The sequence below is a fragment of the Hydrogenophaga sp. genome (assembly GCF_035481345.1).
Taxonomy (GTDB): Bacteria; Pseudomonadota; Gammaproteobacteria; order Burkholderiales; family Burkholderiaceae_C; genus Hydrogenophaga.
Window position 1 is genome coordinate 37,318 of sequence record NZ_DATIGV010000179.1, and the last position, 19,981, is coordinate 57,298.

The 19,981-nt window shown below is 68.8% G+C and carries 18 protein-coding genes; 11 read left to right on the top strand and 7 right to left on the bottom strand.

Going from position 1 to position 19,981, the window contains the following annotated elements:
• Positions 1-7: 7 nt before the first annotated feature.
• The 4 genes from VLG41_RS18345 to VLG41_RS18360 are packed head-to-tail and all read right to left on the bottom strand — an operon-like array spanning position 8 to position 3,950.
• Positions 8-808 (bottom strand): ABC transporter permease, encoded by an 801-nt coding sequence (locus VLG41_RS18345; protein ID WP_325350828.1) that lies wholly within the window; start codon positions 806-808, stop codon positions 8-10.
• Positions 798-1,754, bottom strand: a complete 957-nt coding sequence (locus tag VLG41_RS18350; protein WP_325350829.1) for an ABC transporter permease — start codon at positions 1,752-1,754, stop codon at positions 798-800. The genes VLG41_RS18345 and VLG41_RS18350 overlap by 11 nt, the downstream gene beginning before the upstream one ends.
• Positions 1,751-2,758 carry an ABC transporter ATP-binding protein gene (locus VLG41_RS18355; protein ID WP_325350830.1) on the bottom strand — a complete coding sequence of 336 codons (1,008 nt, stop codon included), beginning with the start codon at positions 2,756-2,758 and terminating at the stop codon, positions 1,751-1,753. Before VLG41_RS18355 ends, VLG41_RS18350 begins: the two co-directional genes overlap by 4 nt.
• 4 nt (positions 2,759-2,762) lie before the next feature.
• Positions 2,763-3,950, bottom strand: a complete 1,188-nt coding sequence (locus VLG41_RS18360; protein ID WP_325350831.1) for an ABC transporter substrate-binding protein — start codon at positions 3,948-3,950, stop codon at positions 2,763-2,765.
• Positions 3,951-4,150: 200 nt separating this feature from the next.
• Between VLG41_RS18360 and VLG41_RS18365 the strand changes: the two genes are divergently transcribed.
• Entirely contained in the window at positions 4,151-5,071 is a 921-nt protein-coding gene (locus VLG41_RS18365; RefSeq protein ID WP_325350832.1) for a LysR family transcriptional regulator, read from the top strand.
• A gap of 26 nt (positions 5,072-5,097) precedes the next feature.
• On the opposite strand, the gene VLG41_RS18370 is transcribed toward VLG41_RS18365, so the two are convergent.
• Both VLG41_RS18370 and VLG41_RS18375 read right to left on the bottom strand, forming a co-directional pair.
• Positions 5,098-5,415 carry a type II toxin-antitoxin system RelE/ParE family toxin gene (locus tag VLG41_RS18370; protein ID WP_325350833.1) on the bottom strand — a complete coding sequence of 106 codons (318 nt, stop codon included), beginning with the start codon at positions 5,413-5,415 and terminating at the stop codon, positions 5,098-5,100.
• 3 nt (positions 5,416-5,418) lie between these two features.
• Positions 5,419-5,691, bottom strand: a complete 273-nt coding sequence (locus tag VLG41_RS18375) for an addiction module antitoxin (RefSeq protein ID WP_325350834.1) — start codon at positions 5,689-5,691, stop codon at positions 5,419-5,421.
• 275 nt (positions 5,692-5,966) lie between these two features.
• Between VLG41_RS18375 and VLG41_RS18380 the strand changes: the two genes are divergently transcribed.
• The 10 genes from VLG41_RS18380 to VLG41_RS18425 all read left to right on the top strand — a co-directional run bounded on the left by VLG41_RS18380 (position 5,967) and on the right by VLG41_RS18425 (position 18,175).
• Positions 5,967-6,761, top strand: a complete 795-nt coding sequence (locus VLG41_RS18380; protein ID WP_325350835.1) for a hypothetical protein — start codon at positions 5,967-5,969, stop codon at positions 6,759-6,761.
• The gene (locus VLG41_RS18385; RefSeq protein WP_325350836.1) at positions 6,758-11,059 is read left to right on the top strand and encodes an amino acid adenylation domain-containing protein; all 4,302 of its coding nucleotides are present in this window, start codon (positions 6,758-6,760) and stop codon (positions 11,057-11,059) included. Before VLG41_RS18380 ends, VLG41_RS18385 begins: the two co-directional genes overlap by 4 nt.
• Complete coding sequence (locus VLG41_RS18390; RefSeq protein ID WP_325350837.1) at positions 11,052-11,939, top strand: alpha/beta fold hydrolase; 888 nt, start codon at positions 11,052-11,054, stop codon at positions 11,937-11,939. The genes VLG41_RS18385 and VLG41_RS18390 overlap by 8 nt, the downstream gene beginning before the upstream one ends.
• A gap of 173 nt (positions 11,940-12,112) precedes the next feature.
• Positions 12,113-12,628, top strand: a complete 516-nt coding sequence (locus VLG41_RS18395) for a hypothetical protein (RefSeq protein ID WP_325350838.1) — start codon at positions 12,113-12,115, stop codon at positions 12,626-12,628.
• 2 nt (positions 12,629-12,630) lie between these two features.
• A complete protein-coding gene (locus VLG41_RS18400; protein WP_325350839.1) occupies positions 12,631-13,983 on the top strand; it encodes a c-type cytochrome in 1,353 nt (450 codons plus the stop codon).
• A gap of 19 nt (positions 13,984-14,002) precedes the next feature.
• Positions 14,003-15,802, top strand: coding sequence for a cytochrome c oxidase subunit I (locus VLG41_RS18405; RefSeq protein ID WP_325350840.1), 1,800 nt, complete (start codon positions 14,003-14,005; stop codon positions 15,800-15,802).
• A 4-nt stretch (positions 15,803-15,806) separates the two neighbouring features.
• Positions 15,807-16,502, top strand: a complete 696-nt coding sequence (locus VLG41_RS18410) for a cytochrome c oxidase subunit 3 (RefSeq protein WP_325350841.1) — start codon at positions 15,807-15,809, stop codon at positions 16,500-16,502.
• Positions 16,503-16,515: 13 nt separating this feature from the next.
• Entirely contained in the window at positions 16,516-17,220 is a 705-nt protein-coding gene (locus VLG41_RS18415; protein WP_325350842.1) for a heme-copper oxidase subunit III family protein, read from the top strand.
• 16 nt (positions 17,221-17,236) lie between these two features.
• Positions 17,237-17,635 carry a cytochrome C oxidase subunit IV family protein gene (locus VLG41_RS18420; protein ID WP_325350843.1) on the top strand — a complete coding sequence of 133 codons (399 nt, stop codon included), beginning with the start codon at positions 17,237-17,239 and terminating at the stop codon, positions 17,633-17,635.
• A 21-nt stretch (positions 17,636-17,656) separates the two neighbouring features.
• Positions 17,657-18,175 carry a DUF1269 domain-containing protein gene (locus VLG41_RS18425; RefSeq protein WP_325350844.1) on the top strand — a complete coding sequence of 173 codons (519 nt, stop codon included), beginning with the start codon at positions 17,657-17,659 and terminating at the stop codon, positions 18,173-18,175.
• A gap of 49 nt (positions 18,176-18,224) precedes the next feature.
• Here the strand turns inward: VLG41_RS18425 and VLG41_RS18430 are convergent, their stop codons facing one another.
• Complete coding sequence (locus VLG41_RS18430) at positions 18,225-19,973, bottom strand: acyl-CoA synthetase (protein ID WP_325350845.1); 1,749 nt, start codon at positions 19,971-19,973, stop codon at positions 18,225-18,227.
• Positions 19,974-19,981 lie beyond the last annotated feature (8 nt).

Here is a 19,981-nt window from a genome sequence, read left to right on the forward strand (position 1 = left end):
GGGAAGGTCAGCGCCCGGGTTCGTCGGCGCGCGTGAGGTAATAGGCCGCGAGGATCGGCAGGAAGGTCAGCGCGATGATGGCCACCGCCACCACGTTGGTGACGGGCCGCTGGCGCGGGCGGATCAGCTCCTGCAGCATCCAGATCGGCAGCGTGGTCTGCTGGCCGGCGGTGAAGGTGGTGACGATGACCTCGTCGAAGCTGAGCGCGAAGGCCAGCAGGCCGCCCGCCAGCAGCGCCGAGCCCAACTGGGGCAGGATCACGTAGCGGATGGTCTGGAAGGTGTCGGCGCCCAGGTCCATCGAGGCCTCGATGAGCGAGGGGCTGGTGCGCCGCAGCCGCGCCACCGCGTTGTTGTAGACCACCACCACGCAGAAGGTGGCGTGGCCGATGACGATGGTCCAGTAGCTGAAGGGAATCTCCAGCGTGCTGTAGGCGCTGCGCAGCGCGATGCCGGTGATGACGCCGGGCAGCGCGATCGGCAGGATCAGCAACAGCGAGACCGCGTCGCGCCCGAAGAAGCGCGTGCGCGCCAGGCCCGCCGCCGCCAGCGTGCCCAGCACCATGGCCAGGGCCGTGGCCACCGCCGCCACGCGCAGCGACAGGCCGATGGCGGCCCACACGTCCTCGCGTTCCCAGGCCACGGCGAACCACTGCGTGGTGAGCGCGGGCGGCGGAAACACGTAGCTCTTGTCCTCCGCGCTGAAGGCGTACAGGATGATCAGCGCCAGCGGGATGTGCAGGAACAGCACCGCGCCCCAGGTGGCGGCGCGCAGGCCCCAGCCGGGTCTCGACGGATCAGAGCGCATCGAAGGCCCCCAGCTTCTTCGCGAACCACAGGTACACGCCGATCACCACGATGGGCACCAGCGAGAACGCCGCCGCGAAGGGCACATTGCCCGCCACGCCTTGCTGCCGGTACACCACCTGGCCGATGAACAGCGTGGAGTCGCCGATCACCTGCGGAATGATGTAGTCGCCCAGCGTGAGCGAGAAGGTGAAGATCGACCCCGCCGCGATGCCGGGCATGGCCAGCGGGAAGATCACTTGCCAGAAGGTGGTGGCGCCGCGCGCGCCAAGATCGCTGGAGGCCTCGATCAGCGAGCCCGGGATGCGCTCGATGGCCGCCTGGATCGGCAGGATCATGAAGGGCAGCCACATGTAGACGAAGACGATGAAGGTGCCCAGGCGCGAGAACGACAGCGAGGGCCCGCCGACGCCCGGCGTGGCCAGCAGCGCGTCCAGCAACCAGCCCAGGTGCAGCTCGGCCAGCACCCAGCCGATGGCGCCTTCCTTGGCCAGCAGCAGCTTCCAGGCGTACAGCCGCACCAGGTAGCTGGACCACAGCGGCAGCATCACCGCGATGTAGAGCAGGGCCTTGCGCGGTCCGCGCGCGTAGCGGGCCATGCTGTAGGCGACGGGGAAGGCGATCACCGTGCAGGCCAGCGTCACCACCGTGGCCATGAGCACGGTGCGCCAGACCACGTCGAGGTTGGCCGGGTCGAACAGGTCGCGGAAGTTCTGCAGCGTGAGCGTGGAGCGGTCCACCACGCCCGAGAACTCGTCGAGCGCGAAGAAGCTGTTGGCCAGCAGCGCGAACAGGGAGCCCAGGTACACCACGCCGAACCACAGCAGCGGCGGCACCAGCAGCGCGGCCAGCGCGAGCGCGCGGTGGCGGTACAGCGCGTCCGACAGGCGCCGCAGCGCGCCGCGGCGGGCGGGCGGCGCGAGGGGCAGCGTGGCGGCCATGGTCATGACATGCCCAGCGGGTGCACCGCGTCGGCCGCCCATTGCAGGCCCACGCGCGCGCCCGGCGCGGGCAGCAGCGGGTGCTGCTCGGGGCTCAGGTCCACCGCCAGCGGCGCGCCGTTGCAGTCCACGCGCAGGCGCGAGAAGGCGCCGAAGTACATCGCGTCGATCACGGTGCCGTGCACCTGCGCCGCCGCGTCGTCGACGAGGTGGATGCGCTCCGGACGCAGCATCGCGCTGGGCAGGCCCGTGAGCGCCTGAGCGCGCTGGCCATCCAGCACGTTGGCCGCGCCCACGAACTCGGCCACGAAGCGCGTGGCCGGCCGGTTGTAGATGGCGGCTGGCGCGCCCACCTGCTCCAGGCGGCCGTTGTTGAACACGCCGATGCGGTCGCTCATGGACAGCGCCTCGTGCTGATCGTGCGTGATGAACAGGAAGGTGATGCCGAGCTGGCGCTGCAGCGCCTTCAGCTCGGTCTGCATCTGCTCGCGCAGCTTCAGGTCCAGCGCGCCCAGGGGTTCGTCCAGCAGCAGCACCTGTGGCCGGTTGATCAGCGCGCGCGCCAGGGCCACGCGCTGGCGTTGCCCGCCCGAGAGCTGCCCGGGCCGGCGCGCGCCCACGCCGGGCAGGCGCACCAGGGCCAGCATCTCCTCGGCGCGGCGGTGGCGCTCGGCCTTGTCCACGCCCTGCACCATCAGCCCGTAGGCCACGTTGTCGCGGATGCTCATGTGCGGGAACAGCGCGTAGTCCTGGAAGACGGTGTTCACCGGCCGCGCGTACGGGGGCTCCAGCGTCACGTCCTGCCCGCCGATGCGGATGCGCCCGGCCGTGGGCAGCGTGAAGCCGCCGATCATGCGCAGGCAGGTGGTCTTGCCCGAGCCCGAGGGCCCGAGCAGGGTGAAGAACTCGCCGCCCTCGATCACGAGGTCGACACCATCGACGGCGCGAACCGCCTGCGCGCCGCTGCCGAACTGGCAGGACACGCCCTCGAGGGCAACGGCGACGGCCATGGACTCAGCGTCCGCCGAGGACAGCGATGTAGTCCGTGACCCAGCGGTGGTAGGGCACGCAGGCGTTGTTCTGCGAAGCGCACTTGGTCGTCGGCGTCTTCCAGAACGAGATGCGCTCGAAGGACTCGAAGCCCTGGCGCGCGCAGCCGTCGTCGCCCAGCAGCTTGTTGCCCTTGCAGGCCGCGGGCACGGCCGGCACCGAACCGAACCAGGCCGCCAGGTCGCCCTGCAGCTTGGGGTTGAGCGAGTGCTCCATCCACAGGTAGGCGCAGTTCGGGTTCTTCGCGTCCACGTGCATCATGGTCGTGTCCGCCCAGCCCGTGGCGCCTTCGGAGGGCACGACCGTGGCCACCGGCCGGTTCTTGCTCTTGAGGATGTTGGCCATGAACTGCCAGCTGCTGGACGCGACCACGCCCTCGTTCGTGAAGTCGTCGATCTGCACGAAGGCGTCGTGCCAGTACTTGCCCACCAGCTTGCGCTGACCGCGCAGCAGGTCCAGCGCGGCCTTGTACTGCGCCTCGTTCAGTTCGTACGGGTCCTTGATGCCCAGCGCCGGGTTCTTCTTCATCAGGTAGAGCGCGGCGTCGGCGATGTAGATCGGACCGTCGAAGGCCTGGATGCGGCCCTTGTTGCTCTTGCCATCGGGCAGTGTGGTCTCCTCGAACACCACGCTCCAGCTCGTGGGCGGCTTGTCCTTGAAGACCGTGGTGTTGTACATGAGCACGTTCCAGCCCCACTGGTAGGGCGTGCCGTAGTGCGTGTTGTTCACCGTGTGCCAGGGCGACTTCTGCAGCCGCTGGTCCACGTTCTTGAAGCTGGGGATCAGGTTCACGTTGATGGGCTGCACGCGCTTGCCGGCGATCAGGCGCATGGACGCGTCGCCCGAGGCGGTGACGAGGTCGAAGCCGCCCTCGTTCATCAGCGCCACCATCTCGTCGGAGGTGCCCGCGGTCTTCACGTTGACCTTGCAGCCGCTCTTCTTCTCGAAGTCGGTCACCCAGTCGAAGTTCTTGTCGGTCTGGCCGCGTTCGATGTAGCCGGGCCAAGCCACGATGTCGACCTGGCCTTCGCCCTTGCCGAGCTTGTCCAGGGCCTTCTGGGCCAGTGCCGCGCTGCTGGCGGCGCCCAGAGCGAAGGCGCAGAGCACCGCGCCGGTGAGGCGGCGGGCGATGGGATGGTGTGCGTGTCTCATGGGTCAATCACCTCGGTTGGCTGCGGGTTGAACACGACCACAGGGCCGCACGGCGCCTGGGCTGCGGGCATGCTAGGCAGGGGCTTGACCGTTTCAAAATACAAAATAAGCTCGGCCAGCGTTCGAAAAAATCGATAGCCCAGGGCAGCAATTCCTTTTTTGCACCGCAACAGGGCGCCCCGGCCGGGGCGCGCACCGCGATGAACCGGCACCTCACGCTCAAGCAGTTCCGCTACTTCCTGGCGGTGGCCGAATCGGACTCGGTGGCCGCGGCCTCGCGCATGCTCAACATCGCGCAATCGGCCATCACCAAAAGCGTGCTGGAGCTGGAGGACACGGTGGGCCTCACGCTCTTCGAGCGCAGCCCCAAGGGCATGCGCCTCACGCCCGAGGGCCATCGTTTCCTGGTGAAGGCGCGGCGCGTGATCGGCGCCGTGGCCGAGGCCACGCGCGGCACGCGCGAGGGCGCGGCACCGCTGGCCGGCTCGCTGTCGATCGGCGTGACCAGCCTGGTGGCGGGTTACTACCTGTCGGAAGTGTTCGCGCGCTTCCGGCGCACCTGCCCGGCCGTGGAGGTGCAGGTGGTGGAAGACCAGCCGCCCTTTCTGGAGCACCTGCTCATCAACGGGGAGCTCGACATCGCGATCATGGTGTCGAACGCGCTGGGCGAGCCGCAGGCGCTCACGGCGGAGACGCTGACGCGCTCGCCCAACCGCGTGTGGATGGCGGCCGACCACCCGCTGGCGGCGCAGGAGGAAGTCAGCCTCGCGGAGATCGCGGCGCAGGACCTCGTGGTGCTGCAGGCCGACCGCATCGAGGTGCTGATGCGCAGCGTGTGGGCGCGGCACCAGTTGAAGCCGCGGACCTTGCTGCGCACCTCGTCGCTGGAGGCGGTGCGCTCGCTGGTGGGTGTGGGCGCGGGCCTGGCGGTGCTGCCCGATTTCCTCTACCGGCCCTGGACACTGGACGCGGAGCACGTGGAGGTGCGCACGCTGCGCGACGCGGTGCCCACCGTGGACGTGGGGCTGGTGTGGCGCCGGGGGTCGCAGCCACGGGCGGAGGTGCTGGAGTTCATCGAGGTGGCGAGGGACCAGTCGCGCTCGCGCCGGCCGGCGGCCTGACAGCGCGCGCCCTCGCGCTCACTTCCTCATGGCCCGAAGAACGCCTCGCGCAAGCGCCCGATCTGGTGCATGCGTTCGTGCAGCACGGTCACGATGCCGATGTCGCCATCGGCCAGGCGCTTCCAGTACACGACGTGCCGCTCGTAGCGGAAGAAGTAGCCTGCCACCCCGAATTCGGCCGGTATGGGTTTCGACGCCACGCCATGCGACTCGATGCGCTCGAAAGCCTCGAACAAGCCGGTGACGTAACGATCCGCCTGCCTCTCGCCCCAGCGTTCCAGGGTGTACCGGTAGATCTCGTCGAGCCGCCAGGAAGCTGCCTCGTGGACGCGTAGGCGTGGCATCGCTCAGGCGCCTTTTTTCTTCCTGGACGCATGGCGCTTGATCACCTGCGCTGCCGTCAACGGGTGGTAGGCCGAGTCGGGCGCCGCGAAGGCGTGGGTCAACTCCGCCTTGAGCCGATCGAACGCTTCCTGTTCCTTGCGTTCCATGTCACGACGGATCAGGTCACGCATGTACTCGCTCACGTTCTCATAGGCCCCGTCCTCACTGACGTTGGCGGCCACGAACTCGCTGAGCGTCGGGTTCAGACGAACCGTCATGGTGGTGGATTGGGTCATCGTTGTGTCCTTCGTGGCGATATCGTAGTCAATATAAACAATATCGAATACGCAGCCCAAGAAACCCCATCAAAGCCCTCGGCAGCGCCCTTCAGTCCTACAGCCCGAGCTCTCCTCGTCCGACACGCCGTGCGACCCCGCGTCCCTACGATGGACCTGACTGCACTTGGAGAGACCCCCTCATGAACACCATCATCTACATCGTTGGCCTGGTCGTCGTCGTCGGCTTCATCCTCAGCTTCATCGGGCTGATCTGACCATCAGCCTGCCCCGCCGTGAGTGCCGTCAGCGCCGATCCGCGCGCGCTGGCCTGGTGGCGAGCGCTCTGCGTCCTCTCGGGCGCGAACGTGTGCTTGTGGCTGGCCGTGTGGTGGCACATCGACCCGGGCCTGCACTCTTACGCCGCGCTGCAGGTGGCGCTGTCCGGCGTGTACGTGCTGGTGTGCGCCTACCGTTCGGTGCTCCCTCGCGTGGACCTGGAGCGGCTGGTGCTGGTGGACACGCCCCTGTCGAGCATCATCCTGGGCCGCACCGCGGCCACCGTGGCGGAAATCTGCTTCGCCATCCAGTTGGGCCTGCTGGTCCACCAGCTGGGTGAGCGGGCCGGGCTGCCGGGCGTGCAGATCGCCGCCTGGGGCGTGCCGGTGTTCATGACGCTGGCCCAGGCCTTCTGCTGGCACAGCGTGCTGACGCTCAACCACATCACGCAGGCCGTGGAGTCGCTGTTGTGGGCCGCGGGTTTTTCCATGATGGCCGTGCTCTTGGCGGTGGTGGCGGCCCACAGCAGCGGTGGCGCGCGGGCGACGGCCATCGTCGGCCTGCTGGGCTCGGTGGGCTTCGTCACCTACGTGCTCACGATCGACGCGCCGATGTACCTGCGACGCTACCGCGAGTGCCGGGCCAACGGGCAGTGCTACCTGAACCTCGCCAGCGGCGCGCGCGATGCGATGCGCCGGCGCGTGCCGAGCCGGCAATGGTCGGCCTGGAAAGAGGACGCCCTGTGGCTCACACCCTATTTCAGCCTGGGCGCCTGGTTCAGCATCGGGATGGCTTGGGTGGCGTCTCCATGAGCCGCGATCCCCTCATCGAAGCCGAACCCGAACGGGTCGCGCTCGGGGGTATGGACAACCCGGTTCACCAGCTCATCCAGCTGCAGATCCAGTTGATGGCGCAACAGCTCGCGCTGTTGTCGCGGCGCATGGTGCCTGTGGCCGCACCTGCCCCGGTCTCGCCACCCCTCACGCCGCCCCAGCCACCGCCCCTCTTACCGCCAGAGCCAGAGCCAGAGCCCGCGCGCATCGCCACGCCCGCAGCCACCGAGGACACACCGGTCGACCTGGTGCAACGCGCCATGGCGGACCTGCTCATGCAACCCGCCCTCGGCCCCGATGAGAACTTCTTCCAGGCCGGCGGGCACTCGCTCCTGGCCGCGCGGCTGTCGGCCCGGCTCGCGGCTTCAGGCCTTCCCCGGCCGGGGCTGCGCGCCATCTTCGAACAGCCGACGGCGCGCCGGCTGGCGGACTGGCTCACCGGGCAGCAGCGCCCGGTCGCGCGGGACAGCGCCCCGCGCCTGTCCGTGCGCGAGGACCCATCCACGGCGCCCCTGTCCCTGATGCAGCAGCGCCTGTGGTTCCTGGAAGAGTTGAGTCCGGGCACCGACCTTCACCACCTGCACGCCGCGCACTGGCTGACAGGCCCCCTGGACCGGGAGGTCTTGCAGCGCGCCTTCGCGGCCCTGGTCGAGCGCCAGTCGGTGCTGCGCACCCACATCGAACGGGGAGAGGAGGCGCTGCGGCAACGCATCCTGCCGCGCCTCGATGGCGATCTGCTGCACGTGGAGGACATGAGCCACCTGGCTCCCCACGAGCGCGAACCCCACGTGTTGCACCGGTGCGCCGAGTGGGTGGCCCGGCCGTTCGATCTGCTCAATGCCCCCTTGTTTCGTGCCGTGCTGTTCCGCTTCGACGACCGGGTCCACGCGCTGCTGGTCGTGGTGCACCACCTCATCTGGGATGCCTGGTCCTTCGACGTGTTGTACGCGGAACTGGCCGCCCACTACAGCGCGTTCGCCCAGGGGACCGAGCCCCGCTTGCCGCCACTGACGGTCAGCTACGGCGACTTCGCCGCCTGGCAACAGGAGTGGCTCCAGGGCGATGAGTTGCGGCGGCAAACCGCCCACTGGGTGCAGAAGCTGACACCGCTGCCCGAACCGCTCGATCTCCCGTCCTCGCGCCACCGACCGCCGTCCATGAGCGGAAGCGGGCGTTCCTTCCAGCTCGACCTGACCGGGATCGCCCTGGAACGGCTCAAGCGGTTCGCGGCCCGGCAAGGCACCACGCTCTACGTCAGCCTGCTCGCCCTGTACGCGCTGGCCCTGCGCCAGTTCAGCGGCCAGAGCGACCTGTGCATCGGCACGCCCGTGCGCGGACGCGAGAGCAGCGATCTCGAGCCCCTGCTGGGCTTCTTCGTGAACATGCTGCCCATGCGCTTCACCGTCCCACTGGACATCAGCGCGGGCGAGTGGGTTCGCCAGGTTCACCGGGAAGTCCAGGTGGCGTTCGATGCACCCGACGTGCCTTTCGAGCACCTGGTGCGCGAGCTCAACCCGCCGCGCGACCTCTCCCGGCCCCCGCTGCACCAGGCGAGCTTCTCCTTCCAGGACGCGCGGGGGCGCCCGACGCAGTGGGGTGGCCTGGCGATCGATCGCCTGCTGACGCCCCTGGGCGGCGCGACGCAGGACCTCTCCCTCTGGTGTGTGCTGAGCAACGAGCGGCTGGCGTTTTCCTACACCTTCAACACGGACCTGTTCGACGAAGCCGATGGCCACCTGTTCGCCGAGCGCCTGCTGACCCTGGTGGAACGCCTGCCCGATGCGGACCACCTGCCCGCGCGGCACCTGCTGGCGCCGCGCCCGTCGGACCGCGCGCGACAACAGGCCTGGAACGCGACCGATGCGGCCTACGACCGATCGGCCACCGTGCACGGCGTGATCGCCGCCCAGGCCGAGCGCACGCCCACCGCACCCGCCGTGCTGCAGCCGGGCGTCGGCGAACTCGGCCACGGCGAACTGCACCGGCGCTCCAACCGCCTGGCCCGCGCCCTGCGCGCGCGCGGCGTCGCGCGCGGCGCGCGCGTCGGCCTGTGCGTCGAACGCGGCCTGGACATGCTCGTGGCCCAACTGGCCATCCTCAAGGCCGGCGCCGCCTGCGTCCCGCTCGACCCCGCCGCCCCCGGCGATCGCCTCGCCGGCCTGGCCGCGGACGTGCCACTGGACCTGCTCGTGAGCGAGTCCGCTGTCGTTCACGTTCTGCCCTGGCCGCGCGAGCAGACCCTGCTGCTCGACATCGACGCCGCCGCCATCGCCGCGCAGCCCGATACCGCGCTGCCCGCCGACGCCGCGCTCGACGCAAGGCCCCTGGACCCCGCCTGCGTCATCTGCACCGCCGGCTCCACCGGCACGCCCCAGCCGGTGGTCGTCCACCACCAGGCCATCGTGAACGTCCTCGCCGCCATGGCCCGCGCGCCCGGCCTGGCGGCGTCCGACACCCTGCTGGCCATCACCCCCCCGTCCGTCGGCAGCGCGGTGGTCGAGTGGCTGTTGCCGCTCGCCGTGGGCGCGAGGGCCGTGCTGGCCAGCCACGACGACGCGCGGGACGGCGGTGCGCTGGCCGCGCTGATTGACCGGCATGGGGTCACCGTCGTGCAGGCCACGCCGTCGAACTGGCGCCTGCTCATCGAGTCCGGCTGGGGCCCCGCCCCCGGCTTGAAGGCCCTTGTTGGCGGCGACAGCCTGCCGGTGGACCTGGCCGAGCGACTGCTCGAGCGCTGCGGCGAACTCTGGAACCTGTACGGCACCACCGAAACCACCGTGTGGTCCACCGGCTGGCGCGTCGAGCACCCGCAGCGCGGCATCCGCATCGGGCACCCCATCGCCAACACCACCATCCACATCCTGGACGAGCGGCAGCAGCCCTGCCCCATCGGCGTGCCCGGCGAAATCTGCATCGGCGGCGAAGGCGTCACCCTGGGCTACCACCAGCGCCCCGAACTCACCGCCGAGCGCTTCATCGCCGACCCCGAACGCCCCGGTGGGCGCCTCTACCGAACGGGCGACCGCGGGCGCTGGTGCCATGACGGCACCCTGGAGCACCGCGGTCGCATGGACCGAGCCGAACACGGCGCCACCCCCCGCCCCCCCGATGGCCAGGTCGACCGTCAGGCACTCCCTGTGCCCCAGGCCGCCCAGGAGACCAGCCCCGCCCGCGCCGACTTTGCCGCGCCGGCGAACGCCACCGAGCAGGCCATTGCGGCCATCTGGGCCCGCCTGTTGAACATCGCGCGGGTCGGGCGCCACGACAACTTCTTCAACCTCGGCGGCCATTCGCTGCTGGCCTTGCGCGCCGTCCAGGAGATGCAGGGGATCACGGGCGAGAAGGTCCCGGTGCGCCGCCTGATCTTCGAGTCCCTCAGTCAGATCGCCGCGGCCGTCGCGGTCGCGCCGGCGCAGGCACCGCCCGGCGATTCCCTTCCAGCCGAGGTCCACGCCGAGTCCGACGCCGCGAACGGCCTGGCCCCGGCACCCCTGCGCTTCGGTCAGCCGGACGGGTCACTCTACGGCGTCTTCCATCCCGCCGGTGTGCGCCAGGCGCGTCCGCGCGCGGTGCTCCTGTGCAACCCCTTCGGGCAGGAAGCGGTGCGCATCCATCGGCTTTTTCGCGTGCTGGCCGATGGCCTGGCGGGCGCTGGCGTGGCCTGCCTGCGCTTCGACTACCACGCCAGCGGCGAATCGCTGGGCGACGACCACGAGGCCGATCTCGACCGCTGGGTCCGGGACGTGCTGGCCGCCGATGCCCTGCTGCGCCAACGCGCTGGTGTGCAGGAGGTGGACTGGCTTGCCCCCCGCCTGGCCAGCGCCCTGGCGGTGCGGGCCTCGGCGCAAGCGCTGCAGGCGCCACGGCAACTCGTGCTGTGGGAGCCGGTCGTGTCGGGCGCGCGCTATGTCGACCACCTGCTGGCGGTGCACGCCTCGACCATCGCCGACCTGCCAGACGGTGGCGCGCTCGTGGGCGACGAAGAGATCCTGGGCTTTGGAGCGAGCCGGCGCCTGCTGGAGCAGATGCGCTCCATCGCGCCCGTCGACTATCAGCGTGCGCGGGCCCGTGGCGTCGTGCTGGTCGCGCCGCATCGCCAGGCCGTCGACGCCGGCCGGTGGCTCACCGCATTGCAGGACAGGGGCGTGGCCGTGCGGCGCCAGGCGCTCACGCTCGACTTCGACTGGACGTCCGAGGAAGCCTTCAACACGGCGCTGGTGCCCGCCGAGGCGCTGAATCTTCTGGCAGCGGTGCTCCAGGGAGAACCGCTTGAATGAAGTCTCCCTCAGCTTCGGTGCGCAACGGCACCTGAGCGCCACGCTGACCCTGCCCGCGGACGAACCGACTGCGCGCCTGGGCGTCGTGCTGCTCAACGTCGGCATCATTCACCGCATCGGCCCGCACCGCTTCAACGCCAAGCTCGCCCGCGCGCTCGCGCGAGAGGGGTTCGCCACACTGCGCCTGGACCTCTCGGGCCAAGGCGACAGCGGCATGCCGCACGAAGCCCTTCCTTTTGAACAGCAGGCCGTGGCGGACCTGCAAGCGGCCATCGACCACTTCCAGCGCATCTGCAACATCGGGCGATTCGCCATCGCCGGCATCTGCTCCGGCGCGTACAGCGGCCTCGCGGCCGCCCTGGCCGATGAGCGTGTGGTCGCCCTCTGGATGCTCGACGGCTACGCCTACCCCACCGCCAGGACGGTATGGAATCGCTACACCCACCGGGTGCGCGAAGCGCCGCTGCGCACCTTCGCCTCCTGGACGCGCAAGCTCGTCAAACGCGCCGCCCGCGCCATCAGACCGGCGGGCAGCCGCTCGGCGTCGCAAGAGGTGTGGGACTTCGGCCGCCGCGCGCCATCGCGCGAAGCCTTTGGCCGCGACGTCCAGGCGCTTGTCGATCGCGGGGTGGCGGTGTGTGTCGTGTACACGGGCAGCATGCGCTGGTACTTCAACTACCCGCAGCAATGGCACGAAGCCTTCAGCGAGTTCGATTTCGTTCACCGCGTGCGCTGCGAGTACCTGCCGCAGGCCGATCACACGGCCACGACGCTGGCCACGCAAGAGCGCTTGATCCGCGGACTGGCGGACTGGCTCCAGGGCACGCTCACTGGCAACAAGCTGTCGCCGCTCAACGGCCAGGCAAGCGCCGGACCCTGAGAACGTGCCGATGGGGCGGGCTCTCGCTGCGCTGCAGTGCAGCATCTCCCGTTCGCCCATGGCGCACGCGATCGCTTGATTGCGTTGCCCGTTCAACGGGTGTACAAGAACGGCCGGCGTTGCTCCGGCGCAAGCCGGAACAACATGGGAACTCTCGTTCGAGGGAGGGCACCATGGAGACGTTTCTCGGTCAGCGCGGCTGGCGCTGGCGTGCGGTGGACTGGGTCGCGGCAGCGGTCTCCGGTTTCGCCGCGGGTGCGGTGCTGATGGTCCTGGACCTGATCTGGTCGGCCATCTTCAACCCGGACGGCCCCTGGCGGACGTCCCACATGATCGCGCTGATCTTCAGCGGCGCACCGGCAGACAGCCTGCAGGCGGGCGGCTACCAGTTCGGCCTCGGCGCGGTCTCCCTCGCGCTGCTCATCCACTACGCGCTGGGCATCGTCTTCGGACTGGTGATGGCGACCATCCTGGTGCAGCTGCGACTCGACACCGAGCCGCTGAAGGCCCTGGTGGCGGGCGCGTTCATGGGCTGGCTGCTGTACCTGGTCAACTTCGGCATGCTCACCGCGTTCTTTCCCTGGCTGGCCGACCTGCGTGGCGCGGCCACCGTGGCCGCGCACCTCGTCTTCGGCTGTGTGGCCGCCGTCCTCTACTGGCGACTGAATCGGATGGCGCCGAAGGACTAGCAATGGCGATCGCCCTTGCACTCGTCGTCCTGGCGCTGGGCTCGGTCCTCTTCCACTTCCTCAGCCCCTGGTACTTCACGCCGATCGCCTCCAACTGGCAGGCCATCGACACCACCATCGGCATCACCTTCTGGGTGACCGGCGTCGTCTTCGTCGCTCTCAGCCTCTTCATGGCCTGGGCGGTCATCCGCTACCGCCACCGTCCCGGCGCGCACGCCGCCTACCAGCCCGAGAACAAGAAGCTCGAGTGGTGGCTGCTGGTCCTCACGGCCGTCGGCGTTGCTGCCATGCTCGCGCCTGGCCTGGTGGTGTGGTCGCAGGTCGTCCACCCACCCGCGCAAGCACAAGTGGTCGAGGCGGTTGCGCAGCAATGGCACTGGACCTATCGCCTGCCCGGCAACGACGGCAGGCTCGGCACCACCCACGCCCGCTACGTGACGGACACCAATCCCTTCGGCATGAACCCCCATGACGCGAGCGGCCACGACGACATCCTGGTGAGCACACCGGAACTGCGGGTACCGCTGGGCCAGCCGCTCAAGCTGCTGCTGCGCTCCAAGGACGTCCTGCACAACTTCGCCATCGCCGAAATGCGGGTCAAGATGGACCTGGTGCCCGGCCTGGTCACCTATGCCTGGTTCACGCCCACCCGCACCGGCTCTTTCGACGTGCTGTGCGAGGAACTGTGCGGGGTTGGCCACTTCGCCATGCGCGGCCGCCTGGTGGTGGAAGAACCCGCCGCTTACGCCGCCTGGCTGCAGAGCCAGCCCACCTATGCGCAGTTGCGCGACCAGCCCGCCGCCAATACCACCATCGGCAAAACCCTCTATGCCACCTGCGCGGCCTGCCATGGCGACAACGGCGAAGGCAAGCTGGAGTTCAACGCGCCCAAGCTCTCGGGACAGAGCGCGTGGTACCTCGAACGGCAGCTGCACCTGTTCAAGAGCGGCGCCCGGGGGACGCACGAGAGGGACCGCTTCGGCCAGACGATGGCGCCCATGGCGGCCACGCTGGTGGACGCCAACGCCGTTGCCGACGTGGTGGCCTACATCGCCTCGCTGCCCGACACCCGACCGCCAGCCACCATCCTGGGCAACGCCGACAGGGGGCGTGCACGTTGGGCCACCTGCGCCGCCTGCCACGGCGCCGAGGGGCAGGGCATCGCGGCGACCAATGCGCCGCGGCTTCAAGGCATGAACGACTGGTACCTGGCCAGGCAGCTGACGAACTTCCGCGACGGCGTGCGCGGTGCGCATCCGAAGGACATCCACGGCGGCCAGATGGCGCTGGTCTCGGGGATGCTCATGGACGAAGCCGCGGTCGGCGACATCGTGGCCTACATCAACACGCGTTGAAACCGCACGGGGAGGCTCAATGGGGACTCATGTCGCGCACGACGAAACAGAAATCGCCCCACCCGCGGAAGTGGCGGAGGTCCACCTCTACCACCCCAAGACCTTCATCGGCAAATACATCTGGAGCCAGGACGCCAAGGTCATCGCGGTCCAGTACGGGCTGACGGCGATGGCCATCGGCCTGGTGGCACTGGTGTTCTCCTGGCTCATGCGCCTGCAGCTCGGCTTTCCAGGCCAGGTCTCCTTCATCGACCCGGCCGTCTACCTGCAGCTGGTGAGCATGCATGGAATGATCATGGTGATCTACCTGCTGACGGCGCTGTTCCTGGGCGGATTCGGCAACTACCTGATCCCGCTGATGGTGGGCGCGCGCGACATGGTGTTCCCCTACCTCAACATGCTCAGCTACTGGATCTACCTGGCGGCCGTGCTGATCCTGGTGGCCAGCTTCTTCGTGCCGGGCGGGCCCACCGGCGCTGGCTGGACGCTCTATCCGCCGCAGGCCATCCTGGACGGCACGCCGGGCGCCAACTGGGGCATCCTGCTGATGCTGATCTCGCTGGGCGTGTTCGTCATCGGGTTCACCATGGGTGGCCTCAACTACGTGGTGACCATCCTGCAGGCGCGCACCCGCGGCATGACGATGATGCGGCTGCCGCTGACGGTGTGGGGCATCTTCGTGGCCACGATCCTGGCGCTGCTGGCCTTCCCGGCGCTGTTCGTGAGCGCCATCATGATGTTCCTCGACCAGACCCTGGGCACCAGCTTCTTCATGCCGGCGCTGGTCTCCAAGGGCCAGCCACTCGAGCACACCGGCGGCAGCCCGCTGCTGTTCCAGCACCTGTTCTGGTTCTTCGGCCACCCCGAGGTCTACATCGTGGCGCTGCCGGCCTTCGGCATCGTGTCGGACCTCATCAGCGTCCACTCGCGCAAGAACATCTTCGGCTACCGCATGATGGTGTGGGCGATCCTGATCATCGGCGGCCTGAGCTTCATCGTGTGGGCGCACCACATGTACGTGAGCGGCATGAACCCGTACTTCGGGTTCTTCTTCGCCACCACCACGCTGATCATCGCGGTGCCCACGGCGATCAAGGTCTACAACTGGGTGCTCACGCTGTGGAGGGGCAACATCCGCCTGAACGTGCCGATGCTGTTCGCCATCGCCTTCATCTTCACTTTCGTCAACGGCGGCCTCACGGGGCTGTTCCTCGGCAACGTGGTGGTCGACCTGCCGCTGTCGGACACCATGTTCGTCGTGGCGCACTTCCACATGGTGATGGGCATCGCGCCGGTGCTGGTCGTGTTCGGCGCCATCTACCACTGGTACCCCAAGATCACCGGGCGCATGCTCGACGACACCCTGGGCAAGCTGCACTTCTGGGTGACCTTCGTCGGCACCTACGCCATCTTCTATCCCATGCACTACCTGGGTTTCATGGGAATCCCGCGGCGCTACTACGGCTTCGGCGGCACCAACTTCATTCCGGACTCGGCGCATCTGCTCAACGCCTGGATCTCGTTGGCGGCCTTCGTGGTCGGCGCGGCGCAACTGGCCTTTCTCTACAACCTGGCACACAGCTACTTCAAGGGCAGGCCCGCGGGCGGCAACCCCTGGCAGGCCACCAGCCTGGAATGGATGACGCCCGAGACACCGCCCAGCCACGGCAACTTCGGCCGGGACCTGCCGACGGTGCACCGCTGGGCCTACGACTACGGCGTCCCGGGCCTCAAGACGGACTACATCCCGCAGAACGTGCCGCCCTCGGAAGTGGCGGCCGAGGCCTGGGCCCGCAACGACGGGTCGACCGGAGCCTGACGCCATGACCATCGGCCTGGTGTTCCTCACGCTGTTGATGGCCGCCATCGTCTGGTGGCTGATGCGGCAGACCCTGGTGGAACCCTGGCGCGCCGAGGTGGTGGTGCCCCAGGTGCGCGTGGGCCTGGCGGCCAAGCCCGCGGCCAAGGTGGCGCTGTGGGTCTTCCTCGGCGTGGCGAGCTCCCTGTTCGTGCTGTTCGCCAGCGCCTACGCCATGCGGCTGGACCTGGCCGACTGGAGCCCCATTCCACGGCCGCGCCTGCTGCTGCTCAACACCGCTTTTCTGATGGGCGCCAGCCTGGCCATGGAATGGACCGTGTACGCCGCGCGCCGCGCCGACATCGGCAACGTGCGCCGCGGCCTGGCCGCCAGCGGCCTGCTGAGCTTCGCCTTTCTGGCCGGCCAGCTCGTCGTGTGGAAGCAGTACCACGGCGCCGGCTTCCTGCTCGCCAGCAGCGCGGCCACGGCCTTCTTCTACCTGTTCACGGCGGTGCACGGCCTGCACGTACTGGGCGGGCTCGTGGCCTGGGCGCGCGTCTCGCTGCGGGCCTGGCGCGGGGCCGACGCCGCGCACCTGCGCCTGGCCAGCGAACTGTGCGCCACCTATTGGCATTTCCTGCTGGCGGTGTGGGTGCTGTTGTACGCGCTGCTGGTGTCGGACGACCTGGGGCTGGCGATCTGCTCCTCCACCCCCCTCTGAGCGGAGACACGTCATGACGAACGAAACGGCGTGGGTGGCAGACAAGGGCTGGCGCGGCGCCGTGCGGGACGTCGCCTCGGACCAGCGCGCCTTCAAGGGCGTGCCCTGGGGCAAGCCGATGATGTGGATCTTCCTTGTCTCGGACGTCTTCATCTTCGGCAGCTTCCTGATCGCGTACATGACGGTGCGCCTGTCGACCGTGGCGCCCTGGCCCAACCCGAGCGAGGTGTTCTCGCTCACGGTGTTCGGCGAGAACGTGCCCCTGCTGCTCATCGCCATCATGACCTTCGTGCTGATCTCCAGCAGCGGCACGATGGCGCTCGCGGTCAACTACGGCTACCGGCGCGACCGCAGGACGACCTTCTGGCTGCTGATGGCCACCGCCCTGCTGGGGGCCACCTTCGTCGGCATGCAGGCCTTCGAGTGGTACAAGCTGATCTCCGAAGGCGTTCGGCCCTGGGGCAACCCCTGGGGCGCGGCGCAGTTCGGCTCCTGCTTCTTCATGATCACGGGGTTTCACGGGACGCACGTGACCATCGGCGTGATCTTCCTTCTCATCGTCGCCGCCAAGGTGGCGCGCGGCGACCTCGACCACGAGCGACCCGGCTTCCTCACCCACCGCAAGGGCAACTACGAGATCGTGGAGGTCCTGGGCCTGTACTGGCACTTCGTGGATCTGGTGTGGGTCTTCATCTTCGCGTTCTTCTACCTCTGGTAGGCCGAAGGAGCCGCGCATGGAACACGCAGGACACGCAGATCACGGGCAGCACGCAGACCACGGCGGCGGCTCGCATGGGCAGGGCCAGCAGCATCCCCTGGGCGTCTATTTCAAGATCTGGGGCCTTCTGTTCGTGCTGAGCGCCGCCTCATACATGGTGGACTACTACGAGCTGCAGGGTCTGTTGCGGTGGTCGCTCATCATCGTCTTCATGCTGCTGAAGGCGGGACTGATCGTCGCCGTCTTCATGCACATGGTGTGGGAGCGCCTGGCTCTCATCTGCGCCATCCTGGTGCCACCCCTGCTGCTGATCACGCTGATCGGCATCGGTGCGCTGGAGGCCGACTACACCTTCCTGTCGCGCAGCGAGTTCTTCGCGCCGGTGGAGGAACCCAAGACAAGCGCCAACCATTGAAACCGTCCCAAGGAGTTGATCATGCGCAAACGCATCTACTGGCTTCTGCCCGATCTGGACAGCGCCCGCAACACGATGAAAGACCTGCTGCTGGCGCGCATCGAGGTGCGCCATATCCATTTCGTCGCGCGGGAAGACGCCGACATGCGCGGCCTGCATGCCGCCAACGTGCTGCAGACCTCCGACGTGGTGCGCTCGGCCGAGATCGGCCTGATCGTCGGTGCAGGCCTTGGCGGGCTGCTGGGGGCGCTGGTGGCGGTGCTCTATCCCATCGGCAGTGACGCGCTGCAGTGGGGCATCGTCGCCCCCGGGCTGGCTGTCTTCGGCGCGTTGTTCGGCACCTGGGCCTCCTCCATGATCGGCATCTCCATACCGAGCAAGCGCCTGCAGCGCTTCGCGGCACAGATCGAGCGCGGCCGGGTGTTGCTGATGGTGGACGTGCCCATGTGGCGGGTCGAGGCCGTCGAAAAACGGCTGCAGGATTTGCACCCCGAGGCGCACCTGGAAGGCACTGAGCCGGACATCCCCGCGTTTCCCTGAGGGAGCTGCCACGGCCGCAGACGCCGCCGTGCCCGCGCGGCGAAGGGCATCACCTCGCCTTCGCCCGCTCCTCTTCCCTCAGCCTCAACACCCGCCTCTGCACCTTCCCGGTCGTGGTCATCGGCAGCGCCTCGATGAACTCGATCTCCTTCGGGTACTCGTAGGGCGCCAGCCGCCCCTTCACGTGCGCCTGGAGTTCCGCAATCAGCGCCGGGTTGCCCACGTGGCCAGGCGACAGCACAACGAAGGCCTTCACGACAGCGCCTCTTTCACGGTCCGGCTTCGGCACCACCGCCGCGTTCGCCACCGCCGGGTGCTTCACCAGGCAGTTCTCGATCTCGCTCGGTCCGATGCGGTAGCCCGCGGCCTTGAACACGTCGTCGGCCCGCCCCTGGTACCAGAGATAACCGTCCTTGTCGCGCACCGCCAGGTCGCCGGTGCGGCACCAGCTGTTGCTCAGGTGGCCGGTGAACTTGCCCCGCGTGGCGGCCTCGTTCTTCCAGTAGCCCAGAAAGAAGATCGGGTCCAGTTCGCCGTGCACGTCGCGCCGGTGCACGGCCACATCACCCGGCACGCCCACGGGGCATTCCTTGCCCTCGTCGTCGATGACCGCGACGCGGTGGCCCGGATAGCCCCTGCCCATGCTGCCGGGCCGCGCCGGCCACAGGCGCGCGCAGTTGCCCACGATGTAGTTGATCTCGGTCTGGCCGAACATCTCGTTCACCGTGATGCCCAATTCGTCCCGGCACCAGTTGAAGACCGCGTCGCCCACCGCTTCGCCCGCGCTCATCAGGCCCTGCAGCATGAAGCGGAAGTGGCGCTTCGGTTGCGGGTAAGCCTTCATCATGGCCTTGAGCGCGGTGGGAAACAGGAAGCTGTGCGTGACGCCGTGGCGCTCGATGAGCTCGAAGGCGGTCTGCGGGCTGAAGCGGCCGTTGTGCGCCACGATGGGCCGGCCGAAGTAGAGCGTGGGCAGCAGCGCGTCCATCAGCCCGCCGGTCCAGGCCCAGTCGGCGGGCGACCAGAACACGGCCTCGCTGGCGCGGCCGGCGTCGAAGGGGTCGAAGCCGAACCAGTTCTGGCTGCAGACGAAGCCGGTGAGGTTGCCGATGAGCGCGCGGTGCGGGATGAGCGCGCCCTTGGGGTTGCCGGTGGTGCCGCTGGTGTAGATGAGCACGGCGGCTTCGTCGGCGCGGGTGTGGGCGGGCGCGAAGCGTTCTTCTTCCTGCGCCAGCAGTTGCGCCCAATCGAGTGCGCCGCCGCGTGCGGGGCCTTCGGGCGCGTCGACGGCGATCAGCTCGTTCAACAGCGGGCAGGCCGCGCTCACGCCCTGCACCGCCGCCAGCGTGCTCGCGTCGCAGATGGCCAGCACCGCCTCGCTGTCGCGCAGGCGGAACGCCAGCGCCTCGGGGCCGAAGAGCTGCGACAGCGGCATGGCCACCGCGCCCATTTGCAGCACGGCCATGTAGGCCACGGCGGTCTCGAAGCGCTGCGGCAGCACGATGGCGACGCGGTCGCCGCGCTGCACGCCCAGGGCATCGAGCGCGTTCGACAGACGATTGGCCTGCGCGACGAGTTCGGCGTAGCTGTGCTCGCGGTCACTCTGGCCGGGGGCCGTGGCGATGACCGCCGTGCGGCGGGCGCTGGCCGGGCTGGCGGCCCAGCGGCGCGCGCAGACCTCGGCGATGTTGAATTCGGCCGGCACCTGCCAGCGGAAGTCCGCGTGCAGCGTGGCGTACAGGTCGAGCGGCGCCTGGGTGGCGGTGTCGCGGCCTTGACGGCGGGCGGCTGTGGGCATGCCTTTGT

Excerpts from the sequence above, each read along its gene's own strand:
- VLG41_RS18345 (WP_325350828.1), bottom strand. The coding sequence starts at position 808 with ATGCGCTCTGATCCGTCGAGACCCGGCTGGGGCCTGCGCGCCGCCACC.
- VLG41_RS18350 (WP_325350829.1), bottom strand. The coding sequence starts at position 1,754 with ATGACCATGGCCGCCACGCTGCCCCTCGCGCCGCCCGCCCGCCGCGGC.
- VLG41_RS18355 (WP_325350830.1), bottom strand. The coding sequence starts at position 2,758 with ATGGCCGTCGCCGTTGCCCTCGAGGGCGTGTCCTGCCAGTTCGGCAGC.
- VLG41_RS18360 (WP_325350831.1), bottom strand. The coding sequence starts at position 3,950 with ATGAGACACGCACACCATCCCATCGCCCGCCGCCTCACCGGCGCGGTG.
- VLG41_RS18365 (WP_325350832.1), top strand. The coding sequence starts at position 4,151 with ATGAACCGGCACCTCACGCTCAAGCAGTTCCGCTACTTCCTGGCGGTG.
- VLG41_RS18370 (WP_325350833.1), bottom strand. The coding sequence starts at position 5,415 with ATGCCACGCCTACGCGTCCACGAGGCAGCTTCCTGGCGGCTCGACGAG.
- VLG41_RS18375 (WP_325350834.1), bottom strand. The coding sequence starts at position 5,691 with ATGACCCAATCCACCACCATGACGGTTCGTCTGAACCCGACGCTCAGC.
- VLG41_RS18385 (WP_325350836.1), top strand. The coding sequence starts at position 6,758 with ATGAGCCGCGATCCCCTCATCGAAGCCGAACCCGAACGGGTCGCGCTC.
- VLG41_RS18395 (WP_325350838.1), top strand. The coding sequence starts at position 12,113 with ATGGAGACGTTTCTCGGTCAGCGCGGCTGGCGCTGGCGTGCGGTGGAC.
- VLG41_RS18400 (WP_325350839.1), top strand. The coding sequence starts at position 12,631 with ATGGCGATCGCCCTTGCACTCGTCGTCCTGGCGCTGGGCTCGGTCCTC.
- VLG41_RS18405 (WP_325350840.1), top strand. The coding sequence starts at position 14,003 with ATGGGGACTCATGTCGCGCACGACGAAACAGAAATCGCCCCACCCGCG.
- VLG41_RS18410 (WP_325350841.1), top strand. The coding sequence starts at position 15,807 with ATGACCATCGGCCTGGTGTTCCTCACGCTGTTGATGGCCGCCATCGTC.
- VLG41_RS18415 (WP_325350842.1), top strand. The coding sequence starts at position 16,516 with ATGACGAACGAAACGGCGTGGGTGGCAGACAAGGGCTGGCGCGGCGCC.
- VLG41_RS18420 (WP_325350843.1), top strand. The coding sequence starts at position 17,237 with ATGGAACACGCAGGACACGCAGATCACGGGCAGCACGCAGACCACGGC.
- VLG41_RS18425 (WP_325350844.1), top strand. The coding sequence starts at position 17,657 with ATGCGCAAACGCATCTACTGGCTTCTGCCCGATCTGGACAGCGCCCGC.
- VLG41_RS18430 (WP_325350845.1), bottom strand. The coding sequence starts at position 19,973 with ATGCCCACAGCCGCCCGCCGTCAAGGCCGCGACACCGCCACCCAGGCG.